This window comes from Parendozoicomonas callyspongiae (assembly GCF_023502345.1).
GTDB lineage: Bacteria > Pseudomonadota > Gammaproteobacteria > Pseudomonadales > Endozoicomonadaceae > Sansalvadorimonas > Sansalvadorimonas callyspongiae.
In genome coordinates this window covers 1-19,525 of the sequence record NZ_JAMFLX010000046.1, presented here as the reverse complement: position 1 = coordinate 19,525, position 19,525 = coordinate 1, and the positions used below count along the sequence as shown (strand labels likewise).

Annotated in this window: 20 protein-coding genes and 3 tRNA genes; 10 read left to right on the top strand and 13 right to left on the bottom strand. The window is 49.8% G+C overall.

The genetic code is table 11. The features are described from left to right. Positions 1 to 208: 208 nt before the first annotated feature. Together M3P05_RS19560 and M3P05_RS19555 are read right to left on the bottom strand one after the other, a co-directional pair. Positions 209 to 284, bottom strand: a tRNA-Glu gene (locus tag M3P05_RS19560). Positions 285 to 319: 35 nt separating this feature from the next. Next, positions 320 to 395, bottom strand: a tRNA-Ala gene (locus M3P05_RS19555). Between the two features lie 209 nt (positions 396 to 604). Between M3P05_RS19555 and M3P05_RS19550 the strand changes: the two genes are divergently transcribed. Further along, positions 605 to 1,084 carry a hypothetical protein gene (locus M3P05_RS19550; protein WP_249701805.1) on the top strand — a complete coding sequence of 160 codons (480 nt, stop codon included), beginning with the start codon at positions 605 to 607 and terminating at the stop codon, positions 1,082 to 1,084. A 69-nt stretch (positions 1,085 to 1,153) separates the two neighbouring features. Here the strand turns inward: M3P05_RS19550 and gltX are convergent, their stop codons facing one another. Next, on the bottom strand, positions 1,154 to 2,650 hold the full coding sequence (gene gltX, locus M3P05_RS19545; protein WP_249701804.1) for a glutamate--tRNA ligase: 1,497 nt from the start codon (positions 2,648 to 2,650) through the stop codon (positions 1,154 to 1,156). Positions 2,651 to 2,861: 211 nt separating this feature from the next. Beyond that, complete coding sequence (gene nhaD, locus M3P05_RS19540) at positions 2,862 to 4,241, bottom strand: sodium:proton antiporter NhaD (protein WP_249701803.1); 1,380 nt, start codon at positions 4,239 to 4,241, stop codon at positions 2,862 to 2,864. Positions 4,242 to 4,501: 260 nt separating this feature from the next. Between nhaD and msrA the strand changes: the two genes are divergently transcribed. Then, a complete protein-coding gene (gene msrA, locus M3P05_RS19535; RefSeq protein WP_249701802.1) occupies positions 4,502 to 5,131 on the top strand; it encodes a peptide-methionine (S)-S-oxide reductase MsrA in 630 nt (209 codons plus the stop codon). A gap of 107 nt (positions 5,132 to 5,238) precedes the next feature. Next, positions 5,239 to 6,024, top strand: a complete 786-nt coding sequence (locus M3P05_RS19530) for an alpha/beta fold hydrolase (RefSeq protein WP_249701801.1) — start codon at positions 5,239 to 5,241, stop codon at positions 6,022 to 6,024. Here M3P05_RS19530 and M3P05_RS19525 read toward each other — a convergent pair. Then, complete coding sequence (locus tag M3P05_RS19525; protein WP_249701799.1) at positions 5,987 to 7,084, bottom strand: hypothetical protein; 1,098 nt, start codon at positions 7,082 to 7,084, stop codon at positions 5,987 to 5,989. The two genes, M3P05_RS19530 and M3P05_RS19525, sit on opposite strands and share 38 nt — an antisense overlap. 90 nt (positions 7,085 to 7,174) lie before the next feature. Between M3P05_RS19525 and M3P05_RS19520 the strand changes: the two genes are divergently transcribed. After that, a complete protein-coding gene (locus M3P05_RS19520) occupies positions 7,175 to 8,308 on the top strand; it encodes a tyrosine-type recombinase/integrase (protein ID WP_249701798.1) in 1,134 nt (377 codons plus the stop codon). A gap of 127 nt (positions 8,309 to 8,435) precedes the next feature. Beyond that, positions 8,436 to 8,711, top strand: coding sequence for an HU family DNA-binding protein (locus tag M3P05_RS19515; protein WP_249701797.1), 276 nt, complete (start codon positions 8,436 to 8,438; stop codon positions 8,709 to 8,711). 87 nt (positions 8,712 to 8,798) lie between these two features. On the opposite strand, the gene M3P05_RS19510 is transcribed toward M3P05_RS19515, so the two are convergent. After that, positions 8,799 to 9,128 carry a helix-turn-helix transcriptional regulator gene (locus tag M3P05_RS19510; RefSeq protein WP_249701796.1) on the bottom strand — a complete coding sequence of 110 codons (330 nt, stop codon included), beginning with the start codon at positions 9,126 to 9,128 and terminating at the stop codon, positions 8,799 to 8,801. A 181-nt stretch (positions 9,129 to 9,309) separates the two neighbouring features. On the opposite strand from M3P05_RS19510, the gene M3P05_RS19505 reads away from it, so the two are divergent. Next, positions 9,310 to 10,203 (top strand): exonuclease/endonuclease/phosphatase family protein, encoded by an 894-nt coding sequence (locus M3P05_RS19505; protein ID WP_249701795.1) that lies wholly within the window; start codon positions 9,310 to 9,312, stop codon positions 10,201 to 10,203. Between the two features lie 91 nt (positions 10,204 to 10,294). After that, positions 10,295 to 11,191, top strand: coding sequence for a hypothetical protein (locus M3P05_RS19500; protein ID WP_249701794.1), 897 nt, complete (start codon positions 10,295 to 10,297; stop codon positions 11,189 to 11,191). Positions 11,192 to 11,202: 11 nt separating this feature from the next. On the opposite strand, the gene M3P05_RS19495 is transcribed toward M3P05_RS19500, so the two are convergent. Genes M3P05_RS19495 through M3P05_RS19480 form a run of 4 tightly spaced genes read right to left on the bottom strand, consistent with a single transcriptional unit; the run spans position 11,203 to position 13,971 of the window. After that, entirely contained in the window at positions 11,203 to 11,766 is a 564-nt protein-coding gene (locus M3P05_RS19495) for a hypothetical protein (RefSeq protein ID WP_249701793.1), read from the bottom strand. 54 nt (positions 11,767 to 11,820) lie between these two features. Then, positions 11,821 to 12,540 (bottom strand): purine-nucleoside phosphorylase, encoded by a 720-nt coding sequence (gene deoD / locus M3P05_RS19490; protein WP_249701792.1) that lies wholly within the window; start codon positions 12,538 to 12,540, stop codon positions 11,821 to 11,823. Positions 12,541 to 12,552: 12 nt separating this feature from the next. Next, the gene (locus M3P05_RS19485; RefSeq protein WP_249701791.1) at positions 12,553 to 12,732 is read right to left on the bottom strand and encodes a XapX domain-containing protein; all 180 of its coding nucleotides are present in this window, start codon (positions 12,730 to 12,732) and stop codon (positions 12,553 to 12,555) included. Between the two features lie 30 nt (positions 12,733 to 12,762). Next, the gene (locus tag M3P05_RS19480) at positions 12,763 to 13,971 is read right to left on the bottom strand and encodes a NupC/NupG family nucleoside CNT transporter (RefSeq protein ID WP_249701790.1); all 1,209 of its coding nucleotides are present in this window, start codon (positions 13,969 to 13,971) and stop codon (positions 12,763 to 12,765) included. 267 nt (positions 13,972 to 14,238) lie between these two features. Between M3P05_RS19480 and dusA the strand changes: the two genes are divergently transcribed. Beyond that, positions 14,239 to 15,294 carry a tRNA dihydrouridine(20/20a) synthase DusA gene (gene dusA / locus M3P05_RS19475; protein ID WP_249701789.1) on the top strand — a complete coding sequence of 352 codons (1,056 nt, stop codon included), beginning with the start codon at positions 14,239 to 14,241 and terminating at the stop codon, positions 15,292 to 15,294. Next, on the top strand, positions 15,291 to 16,253 hold the full coding sequence (gene tal, locus M3P05_RS19470) for a transaldolase (RefSeq protein ID WP_249701788.1): 963 nt from the start codon (positions 15,291 to 15,293) through the stop codon (positions 16,251 to 16,253). The genes dusA and tal overlap by 4 nt, the downstream gene beginning before the upstream one ends. A 56-nt stretch (positions 16,254 to 16,309) precedes the next feature. On the opposite strand, the gene M3P05_RS19465 is transcribed toward tal, so the two are convergent. From M3P05_RS19465 to M3P05_RS19455, 3 genes are all read right to left on the bottom strand, one after another. Continuing rightward, positions 16,310 to 16,807 (bottom strand): STAS domain-containing protein, encoded by a 498-nt coding sequence (locus tag M3P05_RS19465; RefSeq protein ID WP_249701786.1) that lies wholly within the window; start codon positions 16,805 to 16,807, stop codon positions 16,310 to 16,312. Next, entirely contained in the window at positions 16,807 to 17,985 is a 1,179-nt protein-coding gene (locus tag M3P05_RS19460; protein ID WP_249701785.1) for a SpoIIE family protein phosphatase, read from the bottom strand. The genes M3P05_RS19465 and M3P05_RS19460 overlap by 1 nt, the downstream gene beginning before the upstream one ends. A 277-nt stretch (positions 17,986 to 18,262) precedes the next feature. Then, positions 18,263 to 19,024, bottom strand: coding sequence for an MlaA family lipoprotein (locus tag M3P05_RS19455; RefSeq protein WP_249701784.1), 762 nt, complete (start codon positions 19,022 to 19,024; stop codon positions 18,263 to 18,265). 198 nt (positions 19,025 to 19,222) lie between these two features. On the opposite strand from M3P05_RS19455, the gene M3P05_RS19450 reads away from it, so the two are divergent. Further along, positions 19,223 to 19,298: transfer RNA gene (locus M3P05_RS19450), tRNA-Arg, on the top strand. Positions 19,299 to 19,525 lie beyond the last annotated feature (227 nt).

The window sequence follows — 19,525 nt, the reverse complement described above, 5'->3', positions numbered from 1 at the left end:
GCGCAGGGAAACGAGACTTACCCCCTTAACTCTGGGCGACCCAACCTTGGCAAGGTTGTGCTCTACCAACTGAGCTATTCCCGTACTGGAGTGTTTTGTGACGACTCCGCGTCAAAGGATGGCGCACATCTTAACGGCACCATCTTTTCTTGCAACTACGTATTTCCGAAGCCGCAAGAGCCAATACCCGGATCAGAGATCCTTAATATGGCATCCCGTAGGGGACTCGAACCCCTGTTACTGCCGTGAAAGGGCAGTGTCCTAGGCCACTAGACGAACGGGACACATGACTTCTTCAAAAAAGCGTCCAAAGAAGATTTGGTGGAGCCTAGCGGGATCGAACCGCTGACCTCAACACTGCCAGTGTTGCGCTCTCCCAGCTGAGCTAAGGCCCCATATTGCCTGGTGTTTATCACACCCTTCGACTTTCATCTCTGCCGAGGAAGGCGTTGATCAGTGCCGAAGTGCGGAGCGCATTCTATGGAGCTGCTTATAACCTGTCAAGCAGGAGCCACCTCTTTTTATAGCTAATCATTGCGAACTCGATCCCCGAAAAAGTGTCCAAGTTCAGAGATTTAGACTTTATCGACATGAGGGAACCACTATGGATGGCCAGATATCAAGAGTAAACATAACCAACCCAGGTACGACAGGCTCATCAACGATTTATGATGACTATGTACATAACACCAGTCCTGCTGGAACAATGGTCATAGGAGGAGCAGCTCTTGGCTCTGTTTGTTTGGGTGCCTTCCTGGGCTTTGTAGTTACACCGATGGCTACAGGTGTTGGTGCCGTTCTTGGCGCGATTGGTGCTGCAACGCTAGGCATCTCCTATCTGAATGGCACCATTGATGACAATACCATCACCGCTATCCCCGGCAAGATTACCCAAGGATTGAAAAAAGTAGATTGGAACCAGGTTGGCCTGTGGTACAAGAGAGCTGCCTATGTTGGTGTTCCCTTTATAACCGCTGGTGCCCTCTACGCTCCTCTCTATATACCAGCCCTATGTACACTGACCGGTTTTGGTCTTGTCGGAGCTGGAATGGTGGCCGGGCGCTATATAGCCAACCACTTCTAACCACTCGAGTGGCTAAAAAAAATGCCCGGCATAAACCGGGCATTTTTTATTAATGCATTTACTCAGCTATCAGGCCTGAGCTTCCTGCCCCAGTGTACGAAACTCTTTTTCCATCTTCTTCATCTGCTTCTTGGAGACACCACCCAGAATATTGATGGCATGGCGCAGACGGGCACGGCTCATATCCGGCCCCAGGATCTCCATAGAGTCCACTACAGACCAGCTGTTGGGGGTACCAGCAATCGCCACAAAGATTGGTTGCATGCAGTCACCGATCTTAAAGCCCATATCCTTGGCCAAGGTTTTGATATCACCAAAGATATTGTCTTTATTCCACTGACGCTGAGCTTCCAGCTTCCACAGGGCAAACTGCAGAACCTTCTTCACCTGATCTTCATCCAGTTTCTTGTGAGCGAAAGCTTCTGGCTGCAGATCCAGCATACCGCTGAACATAAAGTTAGCCATGGGTGCGAAATCAGACAGATGCTCGGAACGCTCCTTGGCAAAAGGCAGGAACTTCTTGATGTACTGTTCGTTCAGCAGCCAGCCGTGCAGACGCTCAGCAAATTCGTCAACAGACAGGTTTTCACGAATCCAGCTGCCATTCAACCAGGACAGTTTTTCCTGATCAAAGATCGGACCGCCCAGGGAAACACGATTGATATCGAAATTCTCAATCATTTCCACAACTGTGAACTTCTCACGTTCATCAGGCATGGACCAGCCCATACGACCCAGGTAGTTCACCACAGCTTCCGGCAGGAAGCCCATATCACGGTAGTAAGTAATGCTGGTTGGGTTCTTGCGCTTGGACAGCTTGCTCTTGTCAGGGTTACGCAGCAGCGGCATATGGCACAGAGTCGGCATATCCCAGCCAAAGTACTGGTACAGCAGGATGTGCTTGGGCGCAGAGTTGATCCACTCTTCACCACGGATTACGTGGGTGATGCCCATCAGGTGATCGTCAACCACGTTAGCCAGATGATAGGTTGGCATGCCGTCAGCCTTAACCAGCACCTGCATATCCACCTGTTTCCAGTCGATCTCGATTTCGCCGCGCAGCATATCGTTGATCTTGCAGGTGCCCTCTTCCGGAATTTTCATCCGGATAACGTGAGGCTCACCGGCATCCAGCTTGGCCTGCACGTCTTCTTCGCTCAGGTGCAGACAGCGACCGTCATAACCGGAACCTTCTTTATTGGCTTCCTGCTCTTTGCGCAGCTCATCCAGACGTTCAGAACTGCAGAAACAACGGAAGGCATGGCCTTTTTCCAGAAGCTCTTTACCGTGCTTGTCATAGATATCACGCCGTTCGCTCTGACGGTAAGGACCACAGGGGCCGCCATTGTCCGGACCTTCATCCCAGTCCAGACCCAGCCAGCGCAGGGATTCCATAATCTGCTGTTCAGATTCCCTGGTGCTGCGCACCTGGTCGGTATCTTCAATACGCAGAAGGAACTGGCCACCCTGACTCTTGGCAAAAGCCATATTAAACAGAGCGATATAAGCGGTACCTACGTGAGGATCACCGGTAGGAGAAGGAGCAACTCGAGTGCGAACTGTCATAGTGCTGTTCAATACTGAAGAAATATAATCGGCGGATTATAAGGCTAAACCCGCCACGACTCATCTATTCAGGAATAATTTACCATGGAAATGCTCTCCGCATTTTTATTTTTCGAGGTGGGCATTTCCTGCTCATGGCTGTTTGTTGCATAAAGAAAGCCCGCCTAATGGCGGGCTTTCTTTGATTAACTCTATAGTCGGGTAGCCCCCATCAGCCATTAACCAGCATATGCACACCAATGCTGGCAAAATAGCCAAAGGCTACTGCCCAGCTCCAGCGGAGATGGGCCATAAAGGTATAAGTCCCCCGAGACTGCCCCATCAAAGCAACACCTGCAGCAGATCCAACAGAGAGAAGGCTACCACCCACGCCAGCTGTCAGAGTTACCAGAAGCCAGTGGAAATGACTCATTTCCGGGCTCATATCGAGAATGGCAAACATCACCGGTATGTTATCGATAATGGCTGACGCAATACCGACCAGAACATTGGTGATAAACGGCCCAACATCCCCGTACATGGTGGCAGACATTAACTGGAGATAGCCGAGATAACTTAAGCCACCGACTGCAAACATAACCCCAAAGAAGAAGAACAACGTATCCCACTCCGCATGGGCGATCTTGGCAAAAGTATCCAGCTCACCGTACTTGCGCACATAGACTTCCTGATGTTCTGAATAACCACCGGTACGCAGGCGGAAAATCCATGTGTAGAACATCAACAGAGAAAGGCCAGTCATCATTCCCAGGAAGGGAGGCAGGGCGAACATCTGTTCAAAAGTCACTGCCAAAGCGATGGTAATCAGGAACAGACCACACATAGCAATAGCTCCCTGACTCATTCGCACATGCCCGGACACAGGCTCAGGGTGAGCGTTAGGAATAAACGGCGTCATCAAGACAGCAGGAACTATCCAGTTAACCAGCGAAGGAAGGAACAGACTGAAGAAATCGAAGAACTGAATCTTGTCAGCCTGCCATACCATCAGGGTGGTAATATCCCCAAACGGGCTGAATGCCCCACCGGCATTGGCCGCGACAACAACATTGACCATGGCGGGCACCACGAAATCTTTTCGCTTCTGCCCCACGGCAACAATAACCGCCCCCATAACCAGAGCCGTAGTCAGGTTATCTGCAATTGGTGATATACAGAATGCCAGAGCACCGGTAACCCAGAACAAAGCCCTGAAACTGAAGCCCTGTAGCACCAGCCAGGCCCGCAAGGCCTGAAACACGCCCCGCTCTTCCAGGGCTTTTACATAAGTCATAGCCACCAGCAGGAACAGCAGCAGTGCCGCATACTCTTCAAGGTCAAACATTACCGCCTGCTCAATACTGTGACGATCGCCACCGCTGTTTTCTACGAGTATGGCGATCAGAACCCAAATGATCCCGGCGGACAAAAGCATCGGTTTCGACTTTCGAAGGTGAAGCTTCTCTTCAAAAATCACAGCGGTATAAGCGACAACAAAAACAGCAATGCAGGCAATAGACAGCGGCGCACTGGTCAGGCCCAAAGATGCCACATCAGACGCATTCACCAACCCGCTCATCAAGGCAGCCAAAAGCAGCAGGATGTATCTCATAATTACTCAATCATTTGTTTTTAGTTAACGTGGAGGGCCAAGCTATAACCGGCAGAAACACAAACAGGCCCGGGTGAAAAAGACGGTTTGATAAGAAAGGGAAATTCAAATCTTTTGGCCATTAGATCTTAGGCTACACCTGTAGAACAATTAAGCCAAATTCCTTTTTCACCAGGGGGGTGTTCCTGTCTTTTTCCTCTTACAAATGAATCTACCAGCTAAACCTATACGTAAGAGTAGAAAACATATGGAGATATACTATGAACAGAAAATTTTTGTTATCCGCCTTTCTGCTCTCACTGGCAGGAAGCATTAATACAGCATCTGCCGATGAGGCTGTTTTTGCCGGTGGATGTTTCTGGTGCACCGAATCCGATTTTGAAAAGCTGGACGGTGTTGAAGAGGCCATCAGTGGTTATACCGGCGGTCATGAGAAAAATCCGACCTACCCCAGGGTATCGGCTGGCATTACCGGCCATACGGAAGCGGTCAAAGTGATTTACGATCCGAAGAAGGTATCCTACGAACAGCTGCTCTATACCTATTGGCGCAGTATTGATCCGACAGTCAGGAACAAACAGTTCTGCGACATCGGTGAGCAGTACCGCACCGGGATCTTCTTTAACGGCAAGGAACAGGAGCTGCTGGCAAAAGCTTCACTGAAAAAACTCGAGGATCAAAAGAGATTTACGAAAATTCATACCGAGATCAGTGAACTGGGTACCTTTTATCCGGCAGAGGATTATCACCAGGATTACTACAAAAAGAATCCTATTCGCTACTCCTTTTACCGCACCAGCTGCGGACGGGACAGCCGTCTGAAAGATGTCTGGGGAAAAGAGGCAGGTACACACCAACCGTCTAACATAAATAAGAAAGACAATGCCTGATCACTGCCCTTCTCTTCTCTGCCCGGTCGCAGAAGCGGCCGGCAGGCCAGCAAGTTAAGTCGATAAGCCAAGTTCTGTTGACATAAGTAGAGAAGAGAGCTCCACCAATGCCAATTTCATGGGTTAATGGATTACCCCTGTTCTATCGTGTAGTCGGAAAGCCCGGTAACAGCACTCCCATATTGCTCGTCCATGGTCTTGCATCCAGCCAGAGGGACTGGTTATTGCAACTTCCTTCCCTGTGCCAGGATAGACAGGTTATCCTGGTTGATCTCAGAGGACATGGCAAAACCGGACATAACAGCCAGTTCAGTGTCCCTGCCATGGCTGAAGATCTTCATACCCTGATGAACGAATTGAATATTCCTTACTTTGATCTGATGGGTATTTCCATGGGAGGTATGATCGCCATGGCCATGGCATCAAGCTATTCAGGAAGTGTAAGAAGACTAATACTGGTTAACACCGCCCCTTCACTGGGAAGTCTTTCTCCATTTATGAAATGCCTGCTGCCCCTGCGCCGGGTTATTGCGCATATGCCAATGACTTTGACGGCCCGCTTAATGTTATGGCAGCTTCTGCCTGGGGAAACCAAAGCCTCCCTTAGAAAACATGCCTATCGTTTCTGGAGCAGAAACAAGCCGGAAGTGATTGCCCGTCTTATTCACTGCCTGGTCAATACCAACCTCTGGCCCAGATTGAAAGATATCCGAGCGAAAACCCTGGTTATTCGCGGTGAACATGACTTCTTCAGCCCATCAGCAGCCAGCCGAATCTGCCGCAGGATACCGGATGCTGCCCTTGTAACCATTAGAAATTCCGGACATGCCACTGTAATTGACCAACCCGCCGCCTTTAATGACGCGATGATGGATTTCCTCCAGACTTCCTAGCTCCTGCATGCCGTTGGTGACCCATAACGGGTGGATACATCAAATCATTCGCCCTTCGGTCATCCAGAGTAACGGCCTGTAAAGCAGGTACAAGGCTGCGTGCATTCACCGGCATCAAATGAAATGGCGTCATCTGCGGAGCCATCACTGCAGGATGGTTTAATAATTGCGGTCTTGAATGAGCAAAGTTTGTTACAGCAGCTGCCATCATTTGGTTTGTCGGAATAACTGGACGGAACCAATGCATAGGAGGGGGGATGCTGTTTCCAGATGTAAACCTCGGATCTTGCCAAAGGTTTGGAGGTCGAACTGGTCGCACTAAAGCCTGTCGCAAACCTATTTCCTTCCGCCTCTGTTCTGCCTGCCTAACACTTTGCATATGTGATGTATGTAGATTTTGGAGATTGAGTGTCACTATTAAGAGTTCAATAAGATCCTGCGTACTTCTGGCTGAAATAGGCAGAAAACCCTCTGGATAAAATTCGGTCTGTTCAGTGTGTTCCAGATAAAGTCTCCCGTTATTAAGCCCAACATCAGTTAACTGTTTTGAGAAGTGACTGAGGCAAATTGAGTCAACAGAATAATCATCCTTTGGTTCTTTTCCATCTCCAGCAGGGTTCATTTTCTCTATCAACAACTCAGGCAACCTGAAAGCAACACTCGATTGATCTGGCGCACAAAATAGTGCGTCATATTCACACTCTGTGCTTTTCATAAAGAATTTCCTCAAAAGACTGTCCACTGGGGCCTGGCCATCAGTCTTCCTCATGGGTGTTTCGCCACCGACGTCCGTGGTTATATGTGTTAATCGATCCTTGCCTGTCTCGATATCAATTGTTCCAATTCCCTCATAACCCGTAACACCTGAAATCCCCTGAAAAGCGATAGCTGCATGCAATGATTGACAGTCATCATTCACACTTGCACTGCCAATTAAAACCCTGTTTTCACTCAAGTCATTTTGACACAACACCAAGTAATTCCTTAAGCCTGCATTTACAAAGAAGCCAACCATACCCAATAAGACAAACAACCCCATACTGCCGATATTTGCTTTCATGCTTGTTCTTCTGCCCCCCTGATCGATACGAAAGAATAGGCAGAAATCAGTACCAAGACTTTTCCATGGCAGTTTTGTTAAAGTCCCCGAATGAACTTGCCAGATCTAAAAGCCAACTCGGATTTCAGCGAGATATCGCTGAGAACTTCTTCCAACCCTGATACCAATAAACTTGGTGTCAGCAATGATCAGGATGCCCTCTCCCTTTTTCTCAGAAGAGCGGCCAGACGCTCTCAGGAAACCCTGCGTCGTTACACCAGAGAACTGGTGCGTTTTACTGTCTTCCTGCGTCGCGAACGGCTGAGAGGGTTTAGCGAGTGCACTGTTGCCGATATTGAAGCCTACGTTATGTTTCTTCACAGCCCCTGGCCTCACTGGCAACAGCCGGGAATGGATAAGAGCAATCCCGAAAAAGTCTTTTTCCCCAACGCCATCAAACCTGGAAAAAGTACTGATCAGATCGTCACTGTACTCAACAGTTTTTTCAGTTATCTGCAGGCAACGGGATACCTGACCGGCAACCCGGTACATGGCTTTGATAAAAGCGGAGAGAAACATGCCCGGGGACATGGCGAATCCCGCTTCTTCTATGCAGATGAATGGCAGGTCATTATCAGGGCTATTGAAGAGTACCCCGAAACCACCCGGTCAGAGCGTATGGAGAAAGCGCGCCTGAAATATATCTTCAGCATTGCCTACGGCCTGGGTTTACGACAGTCGGAGTTAACTGGTCATAGCTGTGAGGATATCCGCCGGGACAATATGGGGGAGTTGACACTTTATATTTCCGGTAAAGGTCGCCGGTTAAGACAGCTGCCGATAAACGACAATGCCCTGCAGGCTATTATCCAGTACCGCACCCTGCATGGCGCGGAACCTTTTGAGCGGGATGCCTTTCCACTGGCTCCCTGCCTTTATCCGGTTAAAAAGAACGGAGTGTTCAAAAGCATGAGTCCACGCCAGGTACGCAAATGGTTCAGCGGGTTTATGCAATATTGCGCTGACCGAGTATTTGATAATGATCCGGAGCTGGCAAGGCGGCTGTTAAGCAAGAGTTTTCACTCTCTTCGTCATACGACACTATCACACCTTGCCAGAAATATGGATATCGAAGATCTCGCTTTATTTGCCGGACATGAGGCAATAACGACAACGCAACAGTACTACACCCCTGAAAAAGAACGGTTAAGAGACCTGACAAAAGCCCATGGACTGACTATCTAATAAACAGGTTATCGGTTTAACCGCTAATAATGCGTTTTTTTCCCATTCAACCGCTACCAGCCCCGGTTTCTTTGGTGTATTATCGCCGACCTCACAACTTTGGCTGTAGTAACATCCAGGACTCGACATGAACAAGAAAGAGCTGATCGAAGCAGTAGCCGAACAGGCAGATTTGCCCAAAAGCAAGGCTGAGCTGGCAGTGAATGCATTTCTGCATGCCACCCAAGAAGCCCTGGTTCGCGGCGAGTCTGTACAGCTGATCGGTTTCGGCACTTTCGCCGTTGCTGAGCGAGCTGCACGTAAGGGCCGCAACCCTCAGACTGGCCAGGAAATCGATATTCCTGCGTCTCGCGTACCTCAGTTCAAGGCTGGTGCCAAGCTGAAGGAATCCGTAAACAGCTAATCCCTGTTCTCGGATACAAAAAAAGAGCACTTGATGTGCTCTTTTTTTTATCCGCACTTCTGCCACCGGCAGAACAATCCATCCGGATCAGTGCATAACTTTGATAACGTCGAGAAGGGCTTTTTTATGGCGGGTATTCAGGCGGGGAAGAAGGCGGCTGATTTCATCGTCAAGCTCATCATCGCTGACTTCATCATCATTCACCGTGATGTACTGGTTACCACGACCAGTGGCCAGCCACTCAAATGAAACATCAAGAATCTCTGCAATCTTGCGGAGGTTATCAAGGCTTGGGCGACTCATATCAGTCTCCCACTGCGCCAGTGCGCTTCTGGATACCCCGATAAGATCAGCCAACGCCTGCTGTGAAAGGCGCTTCTCCCTCCGGGTTTTAATCAGTCGAATAGTCAGAGTCATAACTGCACTCCCTTAGTCCCTGTCTGTTAATTCAGTCCGTCCCACCTAAACTCACTACTCCAACAGGGGTTGAAACAACCTGGACACAACTCCAGCGCAACGCCGGAAGGCATCCCTTATAGTTAAAGAGTGCGGGGCATGGAAACATGGCCCTCGGCCATATTTGCTACATGAACTTAGAATGCGACTAGAGTCAGAAGTTCCCCAAAAGTCTTATGGACTGGTTACCCGATGGCTGATTTTGGCAGCCCTGCTGACCATAGCGCCGCTAACTCTTGGGCAGAATGCCCGAAATACGGACAGTATCCGCTTGGCGACATGGAATCTGGAGTGGTTGCGCCCTGAGTTCAGGCCAAATTCTGACTTACGGCGCTCTGAACAGGATTATCAGGCACTGAGAAAGGAATTTATCCGCTTAAACCCAGATATTCTGGCCATACAGGAGGTCGCCTCAGAAGAGATTATGGCGAAAATAGCTCCCTCTGATCAGTTCCAGACCATTCTCGAATATAGAGACAGCGAACAACGTGCAGGGTTCACTGTCAGGAAGAATATTCCCTGGAAAAGGCACTCTGATGTCCCCCTCGATCTTGGCCACGACGGGCTGCGCAACGGGGTTCATATCAGCCTAATGTCGAATGGACACCCCCTGCATCTATTGAGTGTGCACCTGCCATCAGGCTGCCATGATGGAAGCTTGGCCCAGGAAAAAACCGGATGCCTGAGGCTAAAGCGTCTGGTCAGCCCGATACGGGACTGGCTGCTGACCTATTCACGCAATGGAGCCAGTGCCATTATCCTGGGTGACCTTAATAGAAGACTGAAAACCGAGGGGGAATTCTGGAAAGCCATCAGCCAGGGTTATGAAATCACCAGCCCGACCTTGAACAAGAACAGCTTCTGCGCCAGAGAAATCCATAATCGCCATAAAAGCCGTCTTCTGATCGACCATATCATCATCGCAGGTACATTCCGCTCCCCCCCTGCCTCCGAACATGTCTGGAGCGAAGCGGTAGGGAAAAACTCACTGCTCTCTGATCACTGCCCTGTCTATATCGACTTTTCTTTGAACTGAGCAGCTCAGCCAACTTGATAAAACAACGCTGGCATCTCCAAGCTTATCCGGTTAGTTTGGTGATACTGGCAAATATTTACGATTGTATATTATGAAGAACAAGACAGCTGCCCGTATCCAGGTCAGGGACTCACTGATTGCACTTATTGAAAGTCGGGATGACTTCCGAGAAGCATTATTGGAAGACTACCAGCTGCCAGCTTGGGTTTATCAGGAAAATGGGGAATCTGAAGACAGCAGAACCCTGGCATCACGAATCAGCCTGAAGCTGACCTATAACCCTGACCAGCCCGGTCAGGAAACCATCAAACTGACCGGACTGGTTGGGATTTCTTCAGAAACCTATGACATTGGACAAACGCTCAATCAAAGCAAGACTGACTTTAAAGCGGCAATGGTCAATTATCGCTCCTGCTTTGGTCACGGGTTTGATATGACCGAACTCAGCTCAAAGGAATTAAGGGAAGGTCTGCTCGGAAAACTGAATATTCAGCATATCCATTTCGTTCAGTGTTATCGCCAGCTGAAGTTCTTCCAGACACCTCCGCGACGGGTTGGGTTCAGCTGGGCAACAGGTACCCACGGCACAGTCAGACTGACACGTGATAAAGCCATTGACCATATCCGCAGAAACTTCACACCTAGCCTTGGGTTAACAGAAGATATCCGTCTTGTGGAAACCATGACCGAATCATGTGAAGTGGTTATCAAGCGCCCTCTTGCCCCCCACCTGCGGGCGAACCTGACCTGGCCTGATCCAATTAGCGCTGAAAGAAAGATCAGTAAAGAAGCCAGGAAACAGTGGCCCGGGCAGATCAATACGCCACTTCCGGTTTTTCTTCAACTTGAGAAAGGAGAAAACCTGCCGGAGTTTAACCGCATCAAACCATGGAACCCAGAGATGAAGCAGGAACGACTGCAGCGAAGTGATACCTGCCTGAAGCCACTCTCTAAAAGGCCAGGTTCGATGCTGTACGTGCCTGCCTGAGAAAAAACTCTTCAGATTTTGTCATCAAACCGCAAGCGGGAGAAGAACTGTTCGACCACAGGCCACTCCCGTTCCCAGGCTTCCGGCAGTACTTCAAAACTGAAAACGTAAAGTGTTCCCGTCCGGTCATTTGCAACCATAAGGCTGAACTGTTTAACCGGCTTATCAACATTGGAATAATGAAGCGATGTTGCCGCTCGGCTGGTCAGGACTCCAGCCTTGTTATTCCATGTTTCCAGAACCCTCGATTTCCGCTGCAAGTCCTGGGTGAATAACTGCAGATGCCTTTCCACAGTCATCCCGGTTCTGGATTCACTGTCACGCAGTATGCTTATCCGCACCTTGGGGGTAATGCTTTGATTGGAGCGTTCTTTGATGATCTGGTATTTCAGAACATCACCCCCTTCCAGTTTCTCAAAACTCCAACCATCCGGAATAAGAAAAGAACATTCAACAACCTGACAGGAGCGCCACTTGTACCCCGGAGGAGGCGTGTCATTTCCCTTAACAGAAAAAGAAACCAAAAGAAGCAGCATTGCTGCAATTGAGCTTACCTGAGCAAACTTGCCAGCCATGGCATAACCACCCGATCATCCTTGCTATCTACTCAGTCTACATAGAGAAAGAGATTATTTCCGTGAATAACTGGTTGCGGTTCGCATGGCCAGGCTGATCATGTTACGGGTGCTTTTCTCCTGATCCTCTTCCAGTATGGCATCACCAGTTTTTAAATGCCGAAAGGCAACACTGAACGCCAAAGCTTTTCTGCCACACTCGGCTGCCACACCATAGAGCCCTGCCGCTTCCATTTCCGTTCCCAGAATACCCATACGCTCCATAGCCCTGTTCAGTGCTGATTCATTTTCAAGATGAGCATCCACTGAGCAAACATTACCGGCCCGCAGGCGGATCTTCTTTTCATAAGCCAGCCGGGAGGCCGAACAAAGCAGATCATAATCACAGGTTGCAGCAAAATCACAACCGGCAAAACGCTGCCGGTTAACCCCTGAACTGGTACAGGCACCAATAGCCAGAATCAGATCCCGCACAGCCACATCCTGATGTATGGCAGAACAGCGCCCAACACGGATAATGGCTTCCACCCCATACTCAACATACAGCTCCCGTGCATAAATACTGATGGAGGGAATTCCTATTCCTGAACCGACAACAGAAACATCCCTGCCTTCATACTGTCCGGTAAAACCCAGCATATTCCTGACTGATGTCACCTCCCTGGCTGACTCAAGGTAATGCTCAGCAATAAACCTCGCCCGAACCGGATCGTCGGGCATAATCACAACGGAAGCAAAATCCCCCGGAGCAGCATTTATGTGAGGTGTTGGCATTATTTCTCCTCTTCAGAGACGGCCGATCATCGCCATAAATTCCAGGTAGGCATATCGCCCAAGAAACAGACCTACTATGCCCATAACCCCGGCCAGTCCGTGGGGTGCAGGTATCGGCAGCTTCAGCCATGAAAATAAAACTCCGATAAACACACCCGTCACCGTGGCCAGAAAGACATCATAAAGATACATCGTCCGGTAACACTCCCACGGTGGAGCCAATCAGATAAACAGTCCGGCCAGCGCCGCACTCATCAGGTTCGAGAGTGTTCCGGCAAGAACCGCTTTCACACCGAGACGGGCAATATCCGGCCGACGTTCTGGTGCCATAACCCCTAAACCACCAAGTAAAATGGCAATGGAAGAAAAGTTGGCAAAGCCGCAAAGAGCAAATGTGATAATGGCCTGAGTCTGGAAGGACAGAGTATCCTTCACCTCAATAAAGTCGATGTATGCCACAAACTCGTTCACGATCAGTTTCTGGCCAATCATGCCACCGGCCAGAACAGCCTCATCCCAGGGCACCCCAAGAACAAATGCCAAGGGAGAAAATACTCGTCCGAGAATTTCCTGAAGGGTCAGTTCCTCAAATCCAAACAGATTGCCAACACCTCCAATAACACCGTTCAGCAAGGCGATTAAAGCTATAAATGCCAGCAACATGGCACCCACATTCATTGCCAGCTGCATGCCTGAAGACGCACCCGTTGCCGCAGCATCCAGAAGGTTGGCATGCTCGCTGGACTCCATGCTCTTGGCGCTTTCATCAGGCTTTTCAGTTTCCGGCAGAATCATCTTTGCCATTAACAGGCCCCCCGGTGCCGCCATAAAACTGGCTGCAATCAGGTAACGCAGTTCAACCCCAAGGCTGGCATAACCCGCCATTACCGATCCGGCAACGGAAGCCAGACCACCCACCATAACGGCAAACAATTCCGACTCCGTCATCTTGGGAATAAAGGGACGAACCAGCAGTGGAGCTTCGGTCTGACCAACAAAAATATTACCGGTGGCCGAAATTGATTCTGTACGACTGGTGCACAACAGTTTCTGCAGACCGCCACCGATGAACTGAATCACTTTCTGCATAACACCTAGATGGTAGAAAACAGAGATGAGCGCCGAGAAGAAGATAATCATCGGCAGAACTTTGATCGCGAAGATAAAGCCCACCTTGGAAGGATCAGCCAGGTTACCGAACAGAAAGTTTATGCCGTCATTGGCATAGTTCATCACCTGCTGCACCGCAGCCGACATTCCGCCCAGCACATCCTTGCCTATCGGCACAGCCAGTACAAAACCGGCAAAACATCCCTGGATCAGCAAGGCACCACCGACTGTTCGCCATCGGATATTTTTCCTGTTTTCCGAGAGGAGCCAGGCGATCAGGAGAAGAACAAAAATACCGGCAAGACTGTTGATAAAACTCATGGCAGATAACACATGTATGGACAACAGGAAAATCCTGTACGACTGCCAGAAGGTGCCGCTTACGCCAGGATTCGACACACAACATTTCGACACCTACTGCTGCACAGGAACCGAGATTCACTATAGGCGGTGTTTTTCGGGAGTGTTAACTTGAAATGAATATTCTCTTTGTGTCGGCGTTCGCTATGAAAAGCACTTGCTCAAAATCAGTGCCCACTATAGAGTAGCCGCCCACTTTCAATAACCTTACAAATCCCAGCTGAATTAATGACTACCGACCCTGTCTCTGCCAAGCCTCTGCAAAGCCCGGCTCCCTTAAGCCGTAAACTCTCCATCGCACCCATGATGGACTGGACGGATCGCCATTGTCGTTATTTTCTGCGCCAGATTACCCATCACACCCTGCTCTATACCGAAATGGTCACCACTGGTGCCCTGATCCATGGCGACCGGGAACGGTTCCTGCGTTATCACGATATTGAGCATCCCATTGCATTGCAACTGGGCGGCAGTGATACCGGCGACTTGGCACAGAGCTGCAAGTATGCGGAACAGTGGGGTTATGATGAAGTGAACCTGAATGTCGGGTGCCCCAGTGACAGGGTCCAGAATGGCATGATCGGTGCCTGCCTGATGAAAGAGCCTAAACTGGTTGCTGACTGCATCAAGTCCATGCAGGATGCCGTCTCTATTCCCGTCACCATCAAACACCGTATTGGTGTCAACGGGCGGGAAAGCTGGGAAGAGCTGGTTGATTTTGTCGGACAGGTGGCGGATACCGGCTGCAAAACATTTATTGTTCATGCCCGCATTGCCATTCTGGAAGGTCTCAGCCCGAAAGAGAACCGTGATATTCCTCCGCTGAAGTACGATTGGGCCTGGCGCCTGAAGCAGGTTTTCCCGGACCTGGAAATTATCGTTAACGGCGGCATCACCACTCTGGACGAGACCGAAGAACACCTTCAGCACCTTGATGGTGTGATGATCGGTCGTGAGGCATACCACAATCCCTGGATTCTGGCTGAAGCCGACCCACGCATCTTCGGTGCGCAAAAAAATTCGTTCAGCCGCAACGATATCATCGAAAAGATGATACCCTATGCAAAAAATCATATAGAAAACGGAAAGCATCCGCTCAATCATATCTCTCGCCATATGCTCGGTCTGTTCAACGGTTTGCCCGGAGCCCGCAGGTTCCGCCGCCACCTCAGCGAACACGCACATAAGGCAGGTTCATGCGCAGAATTACTGCGGGAAGCTGCCAGTTTCTGTCTTTCCGAAGATATTTCCTTTGAAACAAGGGAATCAGGACAACAGGTATGACAAGTCAACTTGAACAACTGAAAACATTCACCACCGTTGTTGCCGATACTGGCGATATCGACGCTATCCGTCGCTACCGTCCGCAGGATGCCACCACCAACCCTACCCTGCTGCTGAAGGCTGCAACCCTGCCAGCCTATGAAGAGCAGGTGAAAGCGGCTCTGGCTTTTGGCAAGCAGTATGGCCGCGGTTCTACCGACAGCCTGCAGTATGCCACTGACAAACTGTCTGTACTGATTGGCAAGGAAATCGTCTCCCTGATCCCCGGTCGCATCTCCACTGAAGTTGATGCCCGCCTGTCTTTCAATACCCGCGCAACCATCGAAAAGGCCCAGCGCCTGATCGATATGTATGCTCAGGAAGGTATTGAGAAAGACCGTGTTCTGATCAAGATTGCTTCCACTTGGGAAGGTATCCGTGCCGCCGAGAAACTTGAGAAGGAAGGCATCCAGACCAACCTGACCCTGCTGTTTGGTTTTGCCCAGGCCTGTGCCTGTGCCGATGCTGGCGTTTACCTGATCTCTCCCTTTGTTGGCCGTATTCTGGACTGGTACAAGAAGAGCACCGGCAAAGAGAGTTATCTGCCCCACGAAGATCCGGGCGTGCAGTCTGTGTCCTGCATCTTTAACTACTACAAGGGAAACGGTTACAACACCGTTGTGATGGGCGCTAGCTTCCGTAACACTGGTGAAATCACTGAACTGGCAGGCTGTGACCGTCTGACCATCAGCCCTGCCCTGCTGGAAGAGCTGGAAAACAGCACTGAAACGCTGGAGCGCAAGCTGGATGCAGCCAACCCTCAAAGCACCGAGAGCAAGATCGCTGTCAGCGAAAGCAGCTACCGCTGGGATATGAATGAAGATGCAATGGCGACTGAAAAGCTGGCTGAAGGTATCCGCAACTTCGCAGCTGACCAGGTAAAACTGGAAAAGACTCTGACCGAACTGGCCAAGGCCTGATAATCAGTCAGCAAATAAAAGCCGGGTTGAAACCCGGCTTTTATTCTCAAATACTTTTAACTTTCATCATCATTTTCCAGCTTTCTGACCAGATCATGAAAAGCCTGACGGTTATGTTCATTCAGCTCCATCAGTGTTTTATGGGCTGAAAGCACTTTATCCATAACCTCGTCTTCACCACACTCTTCACAGGGCAGATCTTTCAGCAGTTCAACCCCCTCGCCCGCTTTGCTTTCACGAACGATCACAAACACCTGATCAAAGCCCATGGTCATCAGGATACGGTTGATATCATCACTGGTGGAAAGAATGGTGGGAACAAAGCCAAAATGCTTCTTTGACTGAATGGACAGCTTGGCCAGCAACCCCAAAGATGTACTGTCTATTCCCTGGGTTTCAGTCAAATCAATAATGACGGAACGAATCCCCGGATGCTGGAGAATGGATTCCAGCGTTTTATCAAGTGCGGAACAGAGGGTCAGCCGCACATCTCCGATAAATTTGAGAATAAAGCTGCCGTCTGACTCGGCATACTGAATTTTTCCTGCGCTCATCAAACCCTTCCAGCCAACACCATGACCGCAATATCATCCGGCGCTTCATGCATGGTCTGCACATCGAGCCGGGTCATAATTTTGTCTACCGTGTCAGCATCTTCATTAATCGCAGACAACAGGTATTGCTCTTTTTCCTTCAGGCTGTCCTGAGGCAGAACCTCCAGAATACCATCGGAGAAGATAGTTAATGTAAAAGGGCCGGACAAGTCAATCGTTACGTCCTCAAACTCCGGGTTGTCGAACAGACCAACAGGTAGCCCTTTACCCTCCAGAAAACGGTTCTGCCCGCCCATACTCAGCATGGGCAGGGGAAAGTGCCCGCCTAGGGCATAGGTCAGGGTATTTTTCTGGGTATCAATCACACCGCCAAATACGGTGACATGCTTGCCCAGAGCTGTTTCCAGGAGATTACGGTTGATTGTGGACAAGACATGGGAAGGCTGAATCGGAAGTTCTTTCCCTTTCTGCCGGTAATCCTGCAGCAGAGACATGGACATATGCTTCAGCAGCACGGTCACAAAAGCGGATGACGCACCATGACCGGACACATCGGCCAGATAAAAGCCGAAGCAATGGTCATTTACCGGGAAGAAATCAACAAAATCGCCGCTGAGATAAAGGGAGGGAATAATCCGGTAATCAATATTGTAAGCTCCGAACTGCAGCGGACCATGGGGCAGCATTTTCATCTGCACCTGACGCCCGGCTTTCTGGTCAGTCCTGAGTACTTCCAGACTCTCTTTCAGGGAATCAATTGCCTCTTCAAGGCTTTCCCGATAGCGGCGATTCTGTTTCAGAATCTCGACATTATCCAGGGCCCGGTTAATGGCATATTCCAGAACTTCCAGATCAACAATGGGCTTGATGATGTAATCGCTGGCCCCAAGGCGTAACGCTTCAACTACATCAGCCATCACACCCGCACCTGACACCACAATAAACGGTGTATCCGGTGCTTCCTGCCGCACCTGGCGCAATACCCCCAGACCGTCCAGCTTGGGCATACGGAGATCACAGAGAATCAGATCAGGCTGTTCGGCGCGAAACACCTCCAGCCCATGTTCTCCGTTTTCTGCTTCAAGGATCTGGAAACCACTGTCACTGAGATAGGCCACAATACTCTCGCGAACTATCGTGTCATCATCAATCACTAACAGTGTATTGTCCCTGCTCATACCCTCTCCTCTCCCTGGTGGGGACAACAAGCCCTGGCTGCCCACAAATCTTGGCAGGACTGCAACATAAGCACTTTAAATACCGGGGTGAGCCAAAAGGTTCCGCAGATACTAGGAGCCTGACCAAGAATAGGCAACCACGGCACTAGGTTCTGTTGACATCATCATAATGATTTTGACATTACTCCCTCTGCCCAAAGTCTGCAAGCAGATGGATAAATGATGAGATAAGGGGGAAGAGACCGGAGCCTGATAGCTCCGGTTAAATCAGCAGAATCTAGAAATCATCTTCCGGCAGTTCGCCGGTAATCAGGAAGTCACGGCGCTGGAGATAGGCATCACGGACAAAGGTATATTCATCACCAACAATCAGTAATTCCTGCTTGAGCAGCGAAGCCCGCAGGCTGACAAGATCAGAAGTCTGGGTAATCAGCTGGTCACGGCTGTCATGGATATGAGTGATGGGAGAAGCCTGCATATCCGGGTAGATACCGGCAGCTGAGCGCACGGTACGCGGCCCCAGCAGAGGAACAACAACATAAGGACCTGAAGGCACGTTCCACTGGGCCAGTGTCAGGCCGAAATCCTGATAGTGGTAATCAAGCCCCATACCGGAGGCAACATCCAGCATACCCAGCATGCCCACAGTACTGTTAACAACCAGACGGCCGGCGGATTCGCCCGCTTCCTTCAGACGGAACTGGAGAAGAGAGTTGGCAATATTCCGAAACTCACTGAGATTGCGGAAAAAGTTACTGACTACATCCTGAATCGGTTCTGGAGTCACGGTGTCATAGCCCTGTGCAACAGGCTTAAGCACCCAGGCATCCACAGTATCGTTGAATCGATACGTGGCTCTGTTAAACCCTTCCCATGGGTCTCCTTCCGACACCTTGGCCGCTGAAAATGCCTGCCCACTGGCTCCCAGCATTAATGTCAGGGCTCCAACTTTCAGCCACCTTTGCGATATCTTCACCATATAGCCCTCATCTTCCGGTGATTGTCTTTGAACCGACCTGTCCATTATATCGGCAATCAATATAGTAACCCGATTCAACCCTGTTCGTGAACTCCGTTTACCAAGTTCAAAACACACGTATATATTTGTGTTATATCAATTTTTTTCCTGCCAATCGCACCCAGACTATTGAAGAGTTCGTGGTATTTTCGTTAATATACACGCGTTCTCGCAGGGAAATCCCCTATTTTGGTATACACTTGAGAACCCTTTTCTCCGGTCCCTATAGTTCAACCGGATAGAACAGCCGCCTCCTAAGCGGCCGATCCAGGTTCGAGTCCTGGTAGGGACGCCAGCAATCGAATCCTTTATCAGTCTGTTCTTCAGCGTTAATAGCTGCTAACTCTATCCCCACTGTACCTCAAATGAAGGTACAAAAATGGGTACACTTGTTAGAACTCCTTCAGGAAAATGGAAGGTAATTGTCAGGCTTAAATGCCACCCAATTAAGACGAAAACCTTCAGGCAGCAATTCCCGCTGAATAATGAATTCCCTGTGATAGCAGGCTCTGCAGAGCATCA